This is a genomic window from Flavobacterium humi, from assembly GCF_004745595.1.
GTDB classification, from domain to species: Bacteria; Bacteroidota; Bacteroidia; order Flavobacteriales; family Flavobacteriaceae; genus Flavobacterium; species Flavobacterium humi.
Genome location: NZ_SRLH01000007.1, coordinates 58,327 through 75,896, shown reverse-complemented (window position 1 = coordinate 75,896; position 17,570 = coordinate 58,327). Strand labels below are relative to the sequence as shown.

Genomic DNA, 17,570 nt, shown 5'->3' with positions numbered 1-17,570 from the left:
AAAATTACGCTATTTTTGGCAGAAGCCAAAGAGAATGGAAACCGGAAGAAAGAGTGGCTTCGTGGTGGTAAAATACTTTTTTCTCAGTAACGAAACCAAAGAAATTGCCTTTGATTTCTATATCATTAAAAGATAGTACGCTATACTGCATTGTGGAAGTTGTGCAATTTGACTGCCCACATTTTCCTTCACAGCCTTTCTGGCCTTGGCCGGATTCTTTGCTTTTTTTACAGCAGTCTTTTTTCTGTGGTGTGGCTTTCTGTTCTTTTTTGCAACAGGATTTTTCGATTTTTGCCCCACACGCATAACTCACGCCGGGCAGCAAAAAAACAGCCAGCAGCAACAGCAATACTAAGGTGTGAAACTTTTTCATTTGGTACCAATAACGACACAAAATTAGAAAAATTATACCAATAGAGCCTTAAAAATGAGTTAAAAAAAACAAGGCTTTTCCCACGCACTGAAAAAACATCCTGGTTTCTCCTAGTACTAAAAATCCTGGCAAAACACACTCCAAAACACTTTGTTGACAAAAGTAAATTAGCAACCAAATTGCTCTTTCTTTAAAATAACAATAACATTTTATTCAATACTATTGTTTTTTTTCAATTATCCGTATCTTTGGCTGAAACATTACAACCCCAAAGTCATGTTCAAAAACAAATGCAAATTCAGGTTCTTAACCTTCGTTTTCCTGCTATTGCTCCCCACTATATCCATAGCGCAGGGAAATTCGAAAATAGTATGCGAGGCTTTAATCGAAAAAGGCAAGGAAGCGCTTAACAAAAACCAGTATTCCCGCTCACTGCAATTACTGACAGATGCGCTTAACCTGGCCAAAAAGAACGATTGGGGCAGGCAGCAATTCCTGGCATTAAACAATATTGGAGCAAATTATTATATGCTGCTCGAACATGGCGAAGCGCTAAATTATTATCTGGAGGCCTATACTTTGGCCATAAAAAAATTAGGGACAAAAGAAGAAATGACCGTATTGAACAATATTGCCATTCTTTATTTTGAAGAAGAAGATTACCCCAAAGCCAATGATTATTTTAAAAGAGCATACAAAATCGCCAAAGAACGCAAAGACTTTGTAAAAATAGGGTTGTATGCCGTAAACCTGGGAAATTCGGCCAACGGTACCGGCAATTACAAACTGGGTAGGGCTTATTTTAATGAAGCATTGCCTCTTTTGACCGGAAAAGAAGAATTCCTCACCCTGGCAAAAATAGGGCTCTGCGCCTGTGACCTCAATGACGGCAAGTCGGAACAGGCCAGGAAATCTGCGGAAGAATTACTCAAAACGGCCAAAAGCCTGGATTTCAATGAAACCGGAATTTTACTGTACACAGTCATCGCAAGAGCATACCTTAATGAAAACAAACTTGACAAAGCCCAGGCCTATGTAGCCAAAGTACTCTCCCTTAACCCAAGCCCTAAAATGAAACTGGATGCGTTTGGGGTGATGTCTGAAATCCATTTCCGGAAAAAGAACTACCAGACTGCTTTTCAGTACAAAGATTCCATTATCAAGACCAATAAAAACCTCGACAAGGCCAAAAACAGCAAATTCTATGAAAACAGCAAAGTAAAGCTGGGGATCATCAATTATAAAAACCAATTGACCGTTAATGAAAACAGGCGGATCAACGAACGGAAAATATTCTACTCTATCATTGCAGGTATCTTAATTATCGTGATTTCCGTTATTTGGGTTTTGAGAAGTTTATCCATCAAATACAAACAGCGGAAAATCATTGCCGAAAGGGACCGCAAGATTCTCGAACTGGAACTCATAAAAAAGAACAACGAATCCCTGCAATTTGAAAAAGAATGCAGCGAAAACAAAACCATTTTGCTGTCTGAACAAGAACGGCTGAAAAAAGAAATAGAGCTAAAAAATAGGAAATTATCTGTTAAAGCGTTATATTTATCCGGAAGGAACCAAATGATCGAGAACATTCTCTCCGAGCTTTCACGATTGGCACAGGTTTCCAAAAACAACGTACTGATTACGCAAATGGAATCATTAAGGAGCCATCTTGACCTTAACAATGACTGGAATGATTTTGTAACGCATTTTGAAGAAGTCAACCAAGGTTTCCTCACTGCCCTAAAAACAAAACACACCAATCTTTCCGTAAATGATATCCGCTATATTTCGTATATTTATATGAACCTGAACAACAAGGAAATTGCTTCCATGCTTAATATTTCCCAGGATTCTTCCCGAAAAAGGAAGGAAAGGATCACCTCAAAAATGGAATTGCCGGACAGCGTAAACCTTTATGATTACTTGGCTTCGCTACATTAGTCACAATTTATCCGGCCTTGTGTCACAAATTATACTGCTCTAAGTTAAGGTTGTTTGTTTGGTTATTTCAATATTTGGGCAACTATAACCGAAACCAACTAGACTATGAAAAAAATTACTTTATTGTTGACGTCATTTTTGGCGTTTGCCTATCATGGCTATGCACAATTCAGCGACAGCTTCGAGGCTGGGATCCTTTCCTCCTGGACCGTCATCAACGGTGGCGATGCAAACGGATGGGAAGCCTGGGAAGATGACACACTGCCAATTAGCGCCCATACCGGGAGCCATATTGTACGGATAAGCTATTCTTCAGACGCACACGATGATTATTTGATCACGCCTCAATTTACAGTAACGGCGGCAAGCAACCAATTGTCGTTATGGGGCAGTAATCTTTCCGATACGTTTCCTGAAAATTTCGACATCCTGATTTCAACAACAGGAACGAGCCCTGCTAATTTTGCCGGGATTATCACCTCAGGAGTTACTCCTCCTACACAAACATGGCAAAAATACACCTATAACCTGAATGCTTACTTAGGGCAAACAGTGTATATCGCCTTTCGTTCCACTACGACCAACCTGAATGAACTGTACCTGGACGACATTACGGTCAATGCTATACCTTTAGCCCCTCCTGCCTGCATTACCAATCCGGTTTCAACCATAAATCCTACTTGTGGAAATTTTGCCTCTTCGATTGCATGGGACGCGTCAACCGATGCAGACGGATATTACCTGACTATCGGTACTACTCCGGGAGGAACGGATATTGTAAACAGCCAGGACGTGGGTTTAAGCACTACCTACACACTAAACAACCAAACTCCCAATACCACCTATTATTGGAAAGCGGTTCCTTACAACATTATCGGCCCGTCAACAGGATGCCCTGCCAACAGTTTTACTACAGCCGCAGCACCTTGCTATTGTGCTCCTAATCCAAGTTCCGTAGACGGTTCAGGGATAACCAATGTGACCATGGGGACCATAAACAACACCACTACGACAGAAACCAATAATTACGGGGATTACAGTGCCATGATTACCGATGCATACCAAGGTTTAAGCATGCCAATCGCTATTACTTACGAGACCGGCTACACCTATGAAACAAAAATCTGGATTGACTGGAACAATGATTATGATTTTGAAGATGCCGGTGAAGAAGTCTATTCCGGCACTTCTTCCGCAGATATCCCGACCACACTGACTGTCCCTTACATCATTCCTGCTTCAGCTCCTTTAGGCCACCACAGGATGAGGATTGGAGGCCAGGACAGCGGTCCGGTAATCCCTTGCTATGATGAAAGTTACGGTTCTTTTGAAGATTATACCATCAATGTAACCGTAGCCACTTGTACTCCACCCGCTGCAACCAAAACAGTTACTTTCGATTGCCCTAACAATCAATTCTTTGTTCAGGCAAATATCACAGCACTGGGAAGCGGCACGCCTTCCATAACCGACGGTACCACCAACTGGCCGGTAACAGCAACCGGCAACATGCAGGTAGGTCCTTTCCCTTTCGGGACACCGGTTACATTAACATTACAACATGGCAGCAATGCGGTTTGCAATATCCCTTTGGGAACAATCAGCTACGAGGCTTGCCCTCCGACAAATGACGAATGTTCCAATGCCATAGCCCTTACTCCTGGCGCCAATTACCTGGACCATATCGTAAACGGATCCAACGCGGCAGCGACAGCCTCTTCAGAAGCAAGCACTACATGTTTTGGATTGTTCGGAGGAGATCTCTGGTATAGCGTTGTTGTTCCGCCAAGCGGCAATATTACCATTGAAACAGGTGATACCACAGCAGGAGGTGCCCCGGCATTTGATTCTGTAATTTCAATATATTCCGGAACTTGCGGATCGTTAACCCATATAGATTGTGACGATGACGGTGCCGATACAGGATCGTATTCCTTAAAATCACTTACAGGCCAAACTCCCGGATCGACTTTATATATCCGTGTCTTCGAATACTTCAACGATAACGTAGCAGAATTCGGGATTGCCGCCTACGATGCTTCTTTAAGCACTCCAGACTTTACCAATGCTCCTGGTTTATCTTCTTATCCAAATCCTGTGAAAGACGTGTTGAACCTATCCTATTCTTCCACCATTTCAAAAATTGCCATATACAATTTGTTGGGCCAGGAAGTTTTAAGGCAGGACATTAATGCAGCTCAATCGCAGGTCGATGTATCGAAACTGGCCAGCGGCACCTATTTAGTAAAAGCGGAAGCAGATGGTTTGCAGAAAACCCTGAAAATCGTAAAATCAAATTAATTTATTTTTTTTTAGTGTCTAAAATGATGGGCATCAATGAAGATTCTTATTTTCCTGATGCTTCTCATTTTAAAATATAATGACCAATCCTGCAGGTTTCTTAAGAAAAACACCCTGCAGGATTAAATCAAACAGAATAGCATGGAAATAAGCAAAAAACTATTAGTGGTAATGGATGACACAATTTTTGGCTCAGCATTACAAGATTATCTTTTAGCAAAAGGTTTTGACGTTACCTTAACCAAAAACGGAATGGATGGATTCGAAATGTTTCGGAAAAACAAATATGATTTATGCATTATCGATATGATGATGCCTTATAAAGACGGCTTTACATTAGCCCGGGAAGTTCATGAAAAAAACAAGGAAGTGCCAATTATTTTCCTTTTGGGGAAATCGGTACAGGAAGATGTCCTGAAAGGATACAAGGCTGATGCCGATGATTTTATCAACAAACCTTTTGATTCTGACGTGTTAGTCACAAAAATCAAAACCATCATACAATATAAACTTTTGGAATCCAGGAGGAAATTGAATAATGTTGAATTTAAGATTGGTGAATTCGTATTAAATACAAGCAACAGGCTTTTGCATTTTACAGGAAAAGAACCCGTAAAATTATCTCCAAAAGAGAACGAATTGCTAAAAATGCTCGCCCTTCACGAAAACAGCCTGATGGTACGGGAATTGGCACTAATCAAAATCTGGAGAGACAACAATTATTTCACTTCCAGGTCCATGGACGTGTACATAGCCAAATTACGCAAGCACCTTAAAGCAGACCAAAATGTAGAAATCCTTAACATCCACGGAGAAGGATTCTGCCTTGCAACCGAAAATGTCCTTGTCTGACAGACATTCACGATAATCCCTAAAACACCGGGTAGTTTAACAAATAATTTTTGGTGTTTAACAGAAGGTAGGGCCACTTAATGGGGGTGGTCCTGCCTTTCTTCATTTAAGAAGAAGAAAGAACAAAGAACAAAGAACAAAGACATAGCTCCTTCCTTAATCTTTCCAAGTCCTCCATCCCGCCCTCACAGCATAATCCGTAGAAAACAACAAGTCATGAAGCGGCAGCGTTCCGCATAGTCGAGTCGGAACGACGAGCGGTTCGGGACGTGGAGCGCAATGACGCGGTAGTTTTCAGGATTGTGCTGTGCAGGCTTGATTTTTGGTACTTTGTATCAAGACAAAGTACAAGAAAGTAAAGGTTTACAGAGATTCCTCCTTCGTCGGAATGACAAACGTTGCGTAATCTTGTCATTCCGACGAAGGAGGCACGAGCGTAAAGAACTGACGAGGTAAACCTCCCCAATCTTTCCAAGTCCTCCTTTCGTCCTCGCATTCGTAGGCGAGCGTCAGAAAGTCGAAGTATCCGTAAAAAGAAATGCTGTCTGAGCGAAGCGAGTTCATTTCTTTTAGGATGCAAGACGTATCTGACCGCCGAGAATGCAAGACTTGACCTTTTGTTTCTTTTGTGTCAAGACAAAAGAAAAATAAAAAACAATCAGGCTTGATTTTTGGTACTTTGTATCAAGACAAAGTACAAGAAGAAAGAGTCAAGAAGAAAGAGTCAAGAAGAAAGAGTCAAGAAGAAAGAGGACATCATTAAGAAACAATAAGTTTTAAGAGATTCCTCCTTCGTCGGAATGACAAGTGTAAAGAGATGTTTCCTTCATCAACATCACAAGATTATGGATAGTTTAGTTTACAATACTCCCCAATCTTTCCAAACACTCCACTTCGCCCTAACAGCACAATCCCACATCGTTTTTACCATACATTACAACTTACACTTAAAGCGCAACTAGAATGCCGTTTGAATGCAGCTAAAGCACACTTAGAGTGCAGGATGTAGTATGGATCTAGTATGGATGTAGTATCCCTAAGTGCATCCATACTGCCAACCAACTGCTTTTCCAATAGCCCCAACAATCAGCCAAATCCAAATATGTTCCTAAATTATCCCGGTACAATTGTTAATTATCAATGGAGTAAGTATCTTTGCCTAAACAACAACACAATGAATTATTTCTCTTCCGATTTCAAATTAGGCATACTCGGCGGTGGGCAGTTAGGCAAAATGCTCCTGGCGGAAACACAGAAACTGGACATTCAAACCCTTGTCCTTGATCCCAGTAATGAAGCTCCTTCCCGCTTTAGCTGTACCCTTTTCCAACAAGGCAGCCTAATGGATTACGATACCGTCTACGAGTTCGGCAAAAAAGCCAGCTTGCTTACTATCGAAATTGAAAATGTAAACCTCGACGCTTTAGACCAGCTGGAAAAAGAAGGATTGCCGGTTTTTCCATCTCCCAAAACACTGCGCCTGATCCAAAACAAAGGCACCCAGAAGGATTTTTATGTCCAACATAACATTCCTACCGCACCACACCAGCGGTTTGAGAGCTTATCCCATCTCAAAACATCCCTTGATAAAAACCTTTTGGCATTTCCTTTTGTTTGGAAATGTGCCCGGTTCGGGTATGATGGCAATGGTGTAAAAATTGTCCGCACCGCAGCCGATTTAAGCAATCTCCCGGAAGTGGAGTGCATTGCAGAAGAAATGGTCCCTTTCAAAAACGAGCTGGCAGTTATCGTAGTCAGGAACGTTTCAGGGGAAATCAAAACATATCCGGTGGTGGAAATGGAATTCCATCCCGAAGCCAATCAGGTCGAATATGTCATCTGTCCGGCCAGGATTAGTACCGAAATCGCCGAAAAAGCGCAAAAAGTAGCCTTGCAAACCGCTGAAGCATTCCAGCATGTTGGCCTTTTGGCAGTCGAAATGTTCCAGACAAAAGACGATGCCATCCTGGTCAATGAAGTGGCCCCGCGCCCGCATAACTCAGGCCATTACAGCATTGAAGCCAGTTATACATCTCAATTCGAGAACCATTTGCGTTCCATATTGAACCTTCCGTTAGGAAATACCGATAGCAAAGTTGCCGGAATTATGGTAAATTTGGTCGGTGCCGAAGGGTTTTCCGGCCAGGTTATTTATGAGAATATCGAAAAGATCATGGCCATAGACGGAGTAACGCCCCATATTTACGGGAAAAGGGAAACGCGTCCTTTCCGGAAAATGGGGCATGTAACCATTGTCAATCAAAATATGGCAGAAGCAAGGCAGATTGCCGAAGAAGTAAAAAACACCATAAGAGTCATTTCTTAAAAACCAGTATCCATTTTAAATTTTAAATGAATCTTTACATTCAAAAATTTATAATTCAAAAACAAGCCAATGAAAGTAGCCATAATAATGGGCAGTATTTCCGACATGCCTGTCATGCAGGAAGCCATCGACATCCTTAAAAATTTCAACATCGAAACCGAAGTTGACATCGTTTCAGCACACCGTACACCTGAAAAACTGTTTGATTTCAGTAAAAACGCACATACACGTGGCATTTCGGTAATTATTGCCGGAGCCGGAGGAGCAGCGCATCTTCCCGGAATGGTCGCTTCGATGAGCCCACTTCCTGTTATTGGCGTACCGGTAAAATCAAGCAATTCCATTGACGGCTGGGATAGCGTCCTGTCTATCCTGCAAATGCCCGGTGGTGTTCCTGTAGCCACAGTGGCCCTGAACGGCGCGAAGAATGCCGGCATATTGGCCGCACAGATTATCGGCAGCCATGAAGCATCCGTTTTAAACAAGATCATCAGTTATAAGGAAGAGCTCAAGCAAGCTGTGATTACGGCTTCTGCCAACCTTAAATAATAAAAAAAGCTCCTAAAGTGGTATTGGAGCTTTTTAGGAAACACAAACTAAATATCGATGGGTTAAATCGGTATCTACTCGTCTTTTTAGATTCGTATGTAATTAAATAGTAACGAATTGACTATCATTATTCAAATATAAAATTACTTTCGACATGCCACAAATAAAATCGATGAAATACGTAAAATTATGAATATTCTTACCAAATACTTTGATACAAAGCACAATACGGCGCCTTTCTCAAAGATCAAAACCGAACATTTTGCCCCTGCCATTACAGAAGCCATCCAAATGACGCGAAAGGATATAGACGCTATTACCAGCAATCCTGAAGCGCCTACTTTTGAAAATACGGTGGAAGCCCTGGAGTTCTCAGGGCAAACCCTGGACAGGATAAACAGCATTTTCTTTAACCTGAATTCGGCCGAAACCAGTGATGAAATGCAGAAAATAGCCCAGGACATTTCTCCCTTGCTAACAGAATTGAGCAATGACATTACTTTAAACAGCGCCTTATTCGAACGTATAAAATCAGTCTACAACCAAAAAGACGGCCTAGGCCTGAATACCGAACAAAACATGCTCTTGGACAAAAGTTACAAAAGTTTCTCCCGGAACGGGGCGCTCCTGGCGGAAGAAAAAAAGTCCCGCCTGCGCGAAATCGATACCGAATTGGCAAAACTAATGCTGACTTTTGGCGAAAATGTTTTGGCTGAAACCAATAATTACCAACTTCACATTACCAACGAGGCCGATTTGAAAGGTTTGCCCGAAGGAACTGTAGAAGCCGCCCGTTCTTTGGCCAAAAGCCACGAAAAAGAAGGCTGGATCTTTACCCTGGACCATCCAAGTTACCTACCCTTTGTTACCTACGCCGACCAGCGGGAACTGCGCAAGGAAATAGCCATTGCTTTTGGCAGCAAAGCCTTCCAGGGGAATGCTTATGACAACCAGGAAAATGTCTTAAAGATTGCCAATCTTCGCCACGAACGCGCCAATTTATTAGGTTACGAGACCCACGCCCATTTTGTTTTAGAAGAACGCATGGCACAGACATCCGGAAAAGTAACCTCTTTTTTGAATGATTTGTTAACCAAGGCCAAACCGGCTGCCGAAAAGGAATTCTCCCAACTCACCGCTTTTGCCCAAAAACTTGACAATATCGATCAGCTGCAGAAATGGGACGGCGCTTATTATGCCGAAAAACTCAAACAGGAGCTTTTCAACCTCGATGATGAGAAACTAAAACCATATTTCAAGCTGGAGAATGTCCAGAATGGAGCTTTTACCATTGCCAACAAACTCTTCGGGCTTACCTTTACCGAGGTTTTCGATATTGACAAATACCACGAAGATGTGCATACTTTTGAAGTAACCGATGCCAATGGAGGCCTGGTAGCGGTTTTCTATTCCGATTTCTTCCCCAGAAAAGGAAAACGCAACGGCGCCTGGATGACTTCTTTCAAACCTCAATACAAAAAAGGCAACCATAACGAAAGGCCACATGTTTCTATTGTTTGCAATTTTACCAAACCAACAGAAACCAAGCCTTCCCTTCTGACTTTTAACGAAGTCACCACTTTATTCCACGAATTCGGGCACGCGCTCCACGGTATGCTGGCCAACACGACTTACCCAAGCTTGTCGGGCACTTCCGTATATTGGGACTTTGTGGAACTGCCAAGCCAGGTTATGGAAAACTGGTGTTACGAACCTGAAGCTTTGGCCTTGTTCGCAACACATTACCAGACAGGCGAAATTATCCCGCAGGAATATGTCGAAAAAATCAAGGAAAGCGCCAGTTTCCTGGAAGGCATGGCCACATTGCGCCAATTGAGTTTCGGGTTGTTGGACATGGCTTTCCACAGCAAAGACCCGAGTGGCATTCAAAATGTCAAAACATTTGAGAAAACCACCATGGAAGATACCGCATTATACCCAGATGTAGCAGAAAACTGCATGAGCGTCTCTTTCTCCCATATTTTCCAAGGAGGCTATTCGTCTGGCTATTACAGCTACAAATGGGCAGAAGTCCTTGATGCTGATGCTTTTGCTTATTTTCAGGAGAAGGGAATTTTCAATAAAGAAGTAGCAGACAAATTTAAAGACAATGTGCTTTCGCAAGGCGGCACAGACCATCCTATGACATTATACAAACGCTTCAGGGGCCAGGAACCTAAGCCGGAAGCCTTATTGAAACGGGCTGGACTGATCGCTTCATAACACTCAAAGCCAAGGCATTAGTGCTTTGGCTTTATTTTTTCAAATTAACTTTCATTTTTTTTTGAAAGTTTAAAAACTTTTATTTACCTTTGACTTATGCAATTCAACGAAGCCAAAAATAAATTTGTACAAACATGGGGCGCTCTAGGTTCACAATGGGGCATCAATAAAACGATGGCCCAGATCCATGCCCTGCTCATGATTTCCAACGAACCGGTTTCTATGGAAGATATCATGGAAGAATTACAGATTTCAAGGGGAAATGCCAGTATGAATATCCGGGCTTTGATGGATTGGGGCATTGTTTACAAAGAATACAAAGCCGGCGAACGCAGGGAGTTTTTTACAGCTGAAAAAGATTTGGATGAACTGGCGGTGAAAATTTCGCGGGAAAGGAGCAAAAGGGAAATCAAACCGGCACTTAAGGTGCTCAAGGAAGTTTCCTCCATTGAAGCCAACCAAACGGAAGAAGAAAGGCATTTTGTAGCCCAAACCACAAAATTGTATGATTTTGTTTTAAAAGCCGACAATGTCCTGGACAAAATCACGGAATACAAAGACAATTGGCTGACCAAGCTGGTTGTAAAAATCATGAAATAGTTCGTATTGACAACTTATTGCTAAAAAAATTTAAATCAAACTTTCATTTTTTTCTGAAAGTTTAAAATAAACAATAAAATTTAAAACCATGAGTTTCTTATCTGCAAAATGGAAAAACCTGATTATGGCAAATTATGTCATCAATCCTGATCATGTAACAAAATACCTGCCCGCCGGCACTGAAATCGATTTATGGGAAAATAAATGTTATGTCAGTTTAGTCGGTTTTAGGTTTGAAGACACAAAAGTTTTAGGGTTTAAAATCCCAAAACATACTGATTTTGAAGAAGTAAACCTTCGGTTTTATGTAAAACGATTTGAAAACGGCACCTGGAGACGCGGCGTTGTCTTTATCAAGGAGATTGTTCCCAAAGCAGCGGTCACTTTTATAGCCAATACGTTTTACAAAGAAAATTACCAGACATTTTCCATGGAACATACAAACAAGCTGGAAGCGGAAATACGAACGGTTATCTATCATTGGGAAAACTATTCCATCGGCGTAAATGCATATGATTTCGCTACGGCAATCGATGCAGATCCTGAAGCAGAATTCATCGCAGAACATTATTTCGGGTACACCCGATACGATTCAAAAACAACTTACGAATACGAAGTGAAACATCCCAAATGGAATCAATACCATATCAAGAATTATGCTATCAATGTTGATTTCAGCGCTGTTTACGGCCGTGATTTTGAATTTTTGAATCAAATGCAACCCAATTCGGTCTTTCTGGTCGACGGTTCTGAAATTTCAGTTGAAAACAAACGAAAAATAACGCTATGAAAACGCTCAAACACCAAACCTTGCTGTATGACCAGGACTGCCCTCTTTGCCAGGCCTATACTTCTGGTTTTATAAAAACCGGGATGCTGGATAAAAACGGTAAAAAACCGTTCACAGAAATTACTCAGGAAGAATCCCTTTTTATTGATATTGAAAGGGCTGCCAATGAAATTGCCTTGATCGACACCCAAAACAAAACAGCCCTTTACGGGATTGACAGCTTATTGAAAGTAATAGGCAATTCGTTTCCGCTGGTAGAAACCATCGGGAAAACAAAACCTGTTCACCTGGCTTTACGGAAATTCTATTCTTTTATTTCCTATAACCGAAAAGCCATTATTCCGGGGCCTTATGCAACAAATACAAAATTGAAGTGTGAGCCAACTTTCCATTTCGGGTACAGGTTTCTTTATATTGTTTTTGCCCTGGTTATGACCAGTGTTGCCTTATTCCAGTATTTTAAAATGCTTCCGTTGCTCCCTCACGGCAATTATATAAGGGAATGTATCCTGGCCGCTGGGCAACTCATTTTCCAAGGCGTTTTCCTGCTTAAAAAAGACAAAAAAACAATTGTGGCCTATTGGGGCAATTTAATGACCGTCTCTCTTTTCGGATCATTGTTATTGCTCCCTATTCTCCTGCTAAATACCATAATCGCCGTTAACGAATATGTTGTCCTGGCTTGGTTTGGAATAACGGTTTTGCTCATGCTAAAAGAACATTACAGAAGAATAGGGCTTCTTAACCTTCCGAAATACCTTTCCCTGACCTGGATACTGTACCGTCTAATCGCTTTATTTTTCATCTTAAACACATCACTATGAACAAACTGATAATTGCTGCAGGCACAGGCTTCCTGGGCCAGGTCCTCACCGATCATTTCAAAAATGCTTTTGACCAAATAGTCATCCTTACCAGAGGGAAATCAAAAACAATCGGCGGGGTAAGATATGTAAACTGGGATGCCCAAACCATGACCGGATGGGAAACCGAGCTGGAAAATGCCGACGTATTAATCAATCTTGCAGGAAAATCTGTGGATTGCCGTTATACGGAGGAGAACAAAGCCGAAATCCTCGCTTCCAGGATACAAAGTACCCAAATCCTGAACCAGGCTGTCATCGGCTGCAAAAACCCGCCAAAACAGTGGCTGAACACCTCTACCTCAACCATATACAGGCATTCTGAAGACCAGCAAATGGATGAAACCAATGGAGAAATAGGCGATGATTTTTCTATGAATGTGGCCAAAGCATGGGAAGAAGCCTTTTTTGGGACCGAAACACCTCAAACAATAAAAACAGCTTTGCGGACTTCTATTGTTTTAGGCAAAAACGGAGGTGCTTTTTTACCTATAAAAAACCTGACAAGGCTAGGGTTTGGGGGAAAACAGGGAAACGGAAATCAATTTATCAGCTGGATACATGAAAAAGATTTTGCCCGGGCCATCCATTTCATTATCGAAAAAAAGATTGCCGGAATCCTGAATATTGTTTCACCGGAACCTGTCCGGAATAAAGATTTCATGAGGTTATTGAGAAAAGAAATGAAAATGCCTTTCGGGACAGTGATTACCAAATCAATGCTGGAATTCGGGGCTAAAATTATCGGGACTGAAACCGAATTGGTCCTGAAAAGCAGGAATGTGATCCCAAAACGGTTGCAGGAAAACGGGTTTGAATTTACGTTTGATACGCTACAAAAAACCTTCCGAAATCTTTTGAAAAATGACTAAAATCGAAATACACACCACCATAAAAGCCTCAAAACAAATTGTTTTCGATATTTCCAGGAATATTGACATCCATCAGCAATCTGCAGGCCAATCAAATGAAAAAGCCATAGGCGGTGTAACCTCCGGAGTAATTAATTATGATGAAACTGTCACTTGGAAAGGCAAACATTTTGGCATCTACCTGACTCATAAAAGCCGGATTACGGCCATGTCGCTTTATGATTATTTTACAGATGAAATGGAAGAAGGGGCTTTTTCGTATTTCAGGCACGAACATTTTTTTTCGGAAGAAAACGGAATTACCCTTATGACCGACAAGTTGGCGTATAAAACTCCTTTTGGGATTGCGGGAAAATTATTCGATCTTTTATTCCTGGAAAAACATATGCGCCGTTTTATTACCGAAAGGAATTCGGTCCTGAAAGACCTCTCCGAGAAATGCCAGCAACAGCAATAAAAAGAAACCGCTTTTGATTTTTTATCCAAAGCAGTTTCTATTCTGCATTTTATAAACCCGGCGCCAATAAGGTTTTATATTTGTCCTTATTGAGCAACCGCAGGTAAAAATAACCGGTTCCGGCAATACCGACCATCAGTCCCGGTGTATATTGGTTGGTATTCAAACCCGTAGGCCAGGAAACAGCATTGTTTTGGTATTTTGCAATTCCGGCAGTTCCTACCGTTTCGGCCAGTTTTTGGTATTCCGGACCTCCGCAGTCGAGCAGGACTTCGGCATTTCCTGCAATACCGTGGCACAAAGAATAATTGGTATTGTTCAGGTTATCCATGACCGTATGGTAAATATTTTTAGCCGTCGTAATCAAAGCAGTATTCATTTCCTGTACAAAAACGTCTTCGGCTTTAATCTGATTCGCTTTTAGCCTCGATATGGTAATGCCCGGCGCTCCATGGCACCATGCCAATCCGCATACATTTGCCGATGGCTGGCTAACCCCATCCCTGAAATCGGGCCAGTTTTGCTGTGTCGCATCAAAAGAATGTCTTTCGTAATTAAATCCGCCGGTGGCTCCCTCAAGATATGTAGTATTTCCGGTCACGCCATACAATTGCAGCAAGGCAAGGGCCATTCCTGAAGATCCGTGGGAAAATCCCGTCAGGTTTTTTTGGGAAGGGACTGTAGCCCAAGACCATACTTCATTATTTTTGACGGCGGCATCACATAACAAATTGCCTAATACAATGGCTTTGTCCAAGAATTCCTGTTTTTTGAATTCTTTATGAGCATCGATAAGAACTGGTATTGTCCCGGCCACACCACTAATCACATCGATTTGGTGCGATTGAAGGGCAGCGGTAGCAATACTGTCCAAAAGACGGATCCCTTCTTCTACCCAATCTGTCCTGCCTACTTCTTTTCCGACAGTAATCAATGCCGCGGCAATACCGGGCTTTCCGGCATAAAACCCGTGATCAGGAGCATCATGCATCGTATCTTTTACTTGCTGGATGCTTCCTTCAATGGTTTTGAGCAGAATAGGGTCTTTGGTTTCAGCATATAAGGCCGAAAGAAAAAGGGCAATGCCGGAAGTACCGGAATACACATCAGGCCCGAAAGTCCTTATGACAGGCTGGAATTGTCCATCCAAAGGTTCGATGGAATAACCTTGCCAATTGCATGAATCGCCATGCCAAATGCTGGATTTCATTAACTGGCAGCCAATATTCCAGGCGGCTTCAAGGAAATTATTTCTATTTATCTGATCCATATGTATTAATTTTTATTGAATAAAATCCGTGATCCTTTATTTAAAAAAGGCGTAGAAGGCTGTATTCCTTTTGTAAGGAATGCTGCCCCGATTTGTTGAATAAGTACTCCAGGCCTTTGCTCTCCAGGCATGGAACCGATTAGTGTTTCGGCTACTATCCCTACTCTGTTCATCCCGAAACTTTCCTGTGTGTTAGGGCTTTCTGCAATACCGACACCTTTGCCGTACTGATAGGTAAAAAGCGGCACGTCATCCTCTAGGTATCCGCTCATTATGGTGCAGATTTCGGGCAACAGCAAATTGACCATAGGCATCATATTGTCTTCGATGTACAATACCGCCGCGTCCCGCCTAAAATAATAATCCGGATGGTTAAGGCATTTAAAAAGAAAAGGAATGTTATAATGATTCAATTTCCTGGTGATATTGTCTATCAGTACAGCCGCACCATTACTGGTGATGTTCCAATAAATGCGGGTCAGTTTACCGGTAAGGTCAAGCGGCCAATTGCTGAACACATAATAAAAGGAAGGTTGTCTCTGCTTGTCTTCTTTCGGGAAGCACACCGTTACGGTTTGCCCTACAACAGGAACGAAGCCTGCCGGCAGGTTTCGCAGTTCGGAGTAACGTACTGTTTTGGTTTGCCCGTTTTTTTGCACTTCAAGAAACCCATTGGAATAATTGTTTTTTATTTGCCAGCCCTGTTCTTCTTTATCCTTACTGTGGTTGCTTTCGGAAAGCAGGCGGACAAATTCATCCGAAGTTGCAGCCATTGCCTCTTTCCTTCTTGAAAAAATTCCTTTCTGATAGGAATCTTTCAAGGCATAACATTCGGAATAAAGTATATTGACCAGGCTTTCTTTCGCTTTTTCAGGCATAATGGCATACTGTTCTCCTCTAAAGGTAATAGTGGAGTCAGAGAGCTGCAATTGCTCAATAAGCTGCGTAAGCTCCTCAAGAATGGATTTATCCTGAAACATAGGTTATAATTTAATATTGAATAATTCATACAATGCCGCCAAAGGATCTTTCAAAACATTGAAAGCAAGCTGGATGCAACGCATATTATTGGCTTCGATCTTAGAATTGAAAGTGATTCCTTCTACACTGGTCTGGATAATGCGTGCCGCTGTAAACTGCATCACTTTGGTCAAAAAAGCAGCGTGTTCTGATTCAGGATACTGCTGCAACCGGATATATTCGTATAAAAAAGCCTGTGCCGAAGGCTGCATGTTTTTAATATCATACGGCTGCATGTATTCCGGCAGCGCCTGGCTATGTGGTTTGTTATTATCAAATCCCAAAAGCCAAGTTGTAACATAAGATTGCATCAGCCCGGCTACGTCCCAAACCGGATCCCCGATATCGGCCAATTCCCAATCAATCAGTTTTTGGGAAAAACCGTTTTCTTTTTCTACAGCCAGGAAATTGATCCATTTGATGTCCCCATGTATGAGGTGTGTAAACTGCCAGGATTTCGCCAGGTTAATCAATTCGTTTTGCAATAACTGGTTTTGCTGTATGAGATTGATGATTTCCGCACTGAATTCATTCCCTACGAAAAACTCATGTGCTTTGTATTTGTCCAGTTGCAGTACCCATGGCAGTAGTTTAGGGAACATTGTCGTGTTCGTTTTTACGTCGGGAACGATATGATAGGTGAATAATATAGAGGCTTGCTCTTTGGCAAGGTTTAAGTCAAAATTTTTAGTGAGCATATAATGCTCGTATAAGTTTTTTGCATCGTGCAATAATTCCGTAACCATTATATTATGCTCGTCATCATAATCCAAAAGCGAGGGAACGATTGCTGCTATAGGCGAAAATTCCTTGCTGTTTTTAAACAAATGATGAGCGCTTATTTCTCTTCGGAACAAATTCCCGGAAACCAAATCAGTCCCCATTTGTTTTACAAAAAGAGAATTTTCAGGCTGTACCAATATCTTCATAATAGTATTCCTGGTTTTTACGGGATGTACCATAAAATTTCCTTTAACAACTGCTTCCTCATTTATAAGCTGTCGTTTTTGTAAGTATTGATAAACCGTATCTGGTGCTAATTGCATAACTAAAGCATTTAAAATTTTTAAAGATAGATCGCAGGATTTTAAGCCCCTGCGATCTATTAAATAACCTCAATACAATTTATC

The 17,570-nt window shown here is 41.6% G+C and carries 15 protein-coding genes; 11 read left to right on the top strand and 4 right to left on the bottom strand.

The features are described 5' to 3' along the window. Window positions 1-4: 4 nt before the first annotated feature. A complete protein-coding gene (locus E4635_RS12820; RefSeq protein ID WP_135527100.1) occupies window positions 5-373 on the bottom strand; it encodes a hypothetical protein in 369 nt (122 codons plus the stop codon). Between the two features lie 276 nt (window positions 374-649). Between E4635_RS12820 and E4635_RS12815 the strand changes: the two genes are divergently transcribed. The 11 genes from E4635_RS12815 to E4635_RS12765 all read left to right on the top strand — a co-directional run bounded on the left by E4635_RS12815 (window position 650) and on the right by E4635_RS12765 (window position 14,150). Beyond that, entirely contained in the window at window positions 650-2,317 is a 1,668-nt protein-coding gene (locus E4635_RS12815) for a tetratricopeptide repeat protein (protein ID WP_135527099.1), read from the top strand. A gap of 105 nt (window positions 2,318-2,422) precedes the next feature. Then, entirely contained in the window at window positions 2,423-4,618 is a 2,196-nt protein-coding gene (locus tag E4635_RS12810) for a T9SS-dependent choice-of-anchor J family protein (protein WP_135527098.1), read from the top strand. A 141-nt stretch (window positions 4,619-4,759) separates the two neighbouring features. Beyond that, window positions 4,760-5,470 carry a response regulator transcription factor gene (locus E4635_RS12805; protein WP_135527097.1) on the top strand — a complete coding sequence of 237 codons (711 nt, stop codon included), beginning with the start codon at window positions 4,760-4,762 and terminating at the stop codon, window positions 5,468-5,470. Window positions 5,471-6,644: 1,174 nt separating this feature from the next. Beyond that, window positions 6,645-7,796, top strand: a complete 1,152-nt coding sequence (locus tag E4635_RS12800; protein WP_135527096.1) for a 5-(carboxyamino)imidazole ribonucleotide synthase — start codon at window positions 6,645-6,647, stop codon at window positions 7,794-7,796. Between the two features lie 69 nt (window positions 7,797-7,865). Further along, a complete protein-coding gene (purE, locus tag E4635_RS12795; protein WP_135527095.1) occupies window positions 7,866-8,345 on the top strand; it encodes a 5-(carboxyamino)imidazole ribonucleotide mutase in 480 nt (159 codons plus the stop codon). A 189-nt stretch (window positions 8,346-8,534) separates the two neighbouring features. Further along, a complete protein-coding gene (locus E4635_RS12790) occupies window positions 8,535-10,568 on the top strand; it encodes a M3 family metallopeptidase (protein ID WP_135527094.1) in 2,034 nt (677 codons plus the stop codon). A 96-nt stretch (window positions 10,569-10,664) separates the two neighbouring features. Continuing rightward, the gene (locus E4635_RS12785; protein ID WP_135527093.1) at window positions 10,665-11,168 is read left to right on the top strand and encodes a GbsR/MarR family transcriptional regulator; all 504 of its coding nucleotides are present in this window, start codon (window positions 10,665-10,667) and stop codon (window positions 11,166-11,168) included. A gap of 88 nt (window positions 11,169-11,256) precedes the next feature. Then, a complete protein-coding gene (locus E4635_RS12780) occupies window positions 11,257-11,958 on the top strand; it encodes a YqjF family protein (protein ID WP_135527092.1) in 702 nt (233 codons plus the stop codon). After that, entirely contained in the window at window positions 11,955-12,782 is an 828-nt protein-coding gene (locus tag E4635_RS12775; RefSeq protein ID WP_135527091.1) for a thiol-disulfide oxidoreductase DCC family protein, read from the top strand. The genes E4635_RS12780 and E4635_RS12775 overlap by 4 nt, the downstream gene beginning before the upstream one ends. After that, entirely contained in the window at window positions 12,779-13,693 is a 915-nt protein-coding gene (locus E4635_RS12770; protein WP_135527090.1) for a TIGR01777 family oxidoreductase, read from the top strand. Before E4635_RS12775 ends, E4635_RS12770 begins: the two co-directional genes overlap by 4 nt. Further along, window positions 13,686-14,150 carry an SRPBCC family protein gene (locus E4635_RS12765; RefSeq protein ID WP_135527089.1) on the top strand — a complete coding sequence of 155 codons (465 nt, stop codon included), beginning with the start codon at window positions 13,686-13,688 and terminating at the stop codon, window positions 14,148-14,150. The genes E4635_RS12770 and E4635_RS12765 overlap by 8 nt, the downstream gene beginning before the upstream one ends. 49 nt (window positions 14,151-14,199) lie before the next feature. Here the strand turns inward: E4635_RS12765 and E4635_RS12760 are convergent, their stop codons facing one another. The 3 genes from E4635_RS12760 to E4635_RS12750 are packed head-to-tail and all read right to left on the bottom strand — an operon-like array spanning window position 14,200 to window position 17,486. Then, entirely contained in the window at window positions 14,200-15,420 is a 1,221-nt protein-coding gene (locus E4635_RS12760) for a lanthionine synthetase LanC family protein (RefSeq protein ID WP_135527088.1), read from the bottom strand. 5 nt (window positions 15,421-15,425) lie between these two features. Beyond that, complete coding sequence (locus E4635_RS12755; RefSeq protein ID WP_135527087.1) at window positions 15,426-16,400, bottom strand: T3SS effector HopA1 family protein; 975 nt, start codon at window positions 16,398-16,400, stop codon at window positions 15,426-15,428. A gap of 3 nt (window positions 16,401-16,403) precedes the next feature. Next, complete coding sequence (locus E4635_RS12750; RefSeq protein ID WP_135527086.1) at window positions 16,404-17,486, bottom strand: phosphotransferase; 1,083 nt, start codon at window positions 17,484-17,486, stop codon at window positions 16,404-16,406. Between the last annotated feature and the right edge of the window lie 84 nt (window positions 17,487-17,570).

Bases quoted from the DNA above. Each gene is read 5' to 3' on its own strand.
- E4635_RS12790 (WP_135527094.1), top strand. From the start codon at position 8,535: ATGAATATTCTTACCAAATACTTTGATACAAAGCACAATACGGCGCCT.
- E4635_RS12815 (WP_135527099.1), top strand. From the start codon at position 650: ATGTTCAAAAACAAATGCAAATTCAGGTTCTTAACCTTCGTTTTCCTG.
- E4635_RS12785 (WP_135527093.1), top strand. From the start codon at position 10,665: ATGCAATTCAACGAAGCCAAAAATAAATTTGTACAAACATGGGGCGCT.
- E4635_RS12810 (WP_135527098.1), top strand. From the start codon at position 2,423: ATGAAAAAAATTACTTTATTGTTGACGTCATTTTTGGCGTTTGCCTAT.
- E4635_RS12760 (WP_135527088.1), bottom strand. From the start codon at position 15,420: ATGGATCAGATAAATAGAAATAATTTCCTTGAAGCCGCCTGGAATATT.
- E4635_RS12780 (WP_135527092.1), top strand. From the start codon at position 11,257: ATGAGTTTCTTATCTGCAAAATGGAAAAACCTGATTATGGCAAATTAT.
- E4635_RS12765 (WP_135527089.1), top strand. From the start codon at position 13,686: ATGACTAAAATCGAAATACACACCACCATAAAAGCCTCAAAACAAATT.
- E4635_RS12755 (WP_135527087.1), bottom strand. From the start codon at position 16,400: ATGTTTCAGGATAAATCCATTCTTGAGGAGCTTACGCAGCTTATTGAG.
- purE (WP_135527095.1), top strand. From the start codon at position 7,866: ATGAAAGTAGCCATAATAATGGGCAGTATTTCCGACATGCCTGTCATG.
- E4635_RS12805 (WP_135527097.1), top strand. From the start codon at position 4,760: ATGGAAATAAGCAAAAAACTATTAGTGGTAATGGATGACACAATTTTT.
- E4635_RS12775 (WP_135527091.1), top strand. From the start codon at position 11,955: ATGAAAACGCTCAAACACCAAACCTTGCTGTATGACCAGGACTGCCCT.
- E4635_RS12770 (WP_135527090.1), top strand. From the start codon at position 12,779: ATGAACAAACTGATAATTGCTGCAGGCACAGGCTTCCTGGGCCAGGTC.
- E4635_RS12750 (WP_135527086.1), bottom strand. From the start codon at position 17,486: ATGCAATTAGCACCAGATACGGTTTATCAATACTTACAAAAACGACAG.
- E4635_RS12820 (WP_135527100.1), bottom strand. From the start codon at position 373: ATGAAAAAGTTTCACACCTTAGTATTGCTGTTGCTGCTGGCTGTTTTT.
- E4635_RS12800 (WP_135527096.1), top strand. From the start codon at position 6,645: ATGAATTATTTCTCTTCCGATTTCAAATTAGGCATACTCGGCGGTGGG.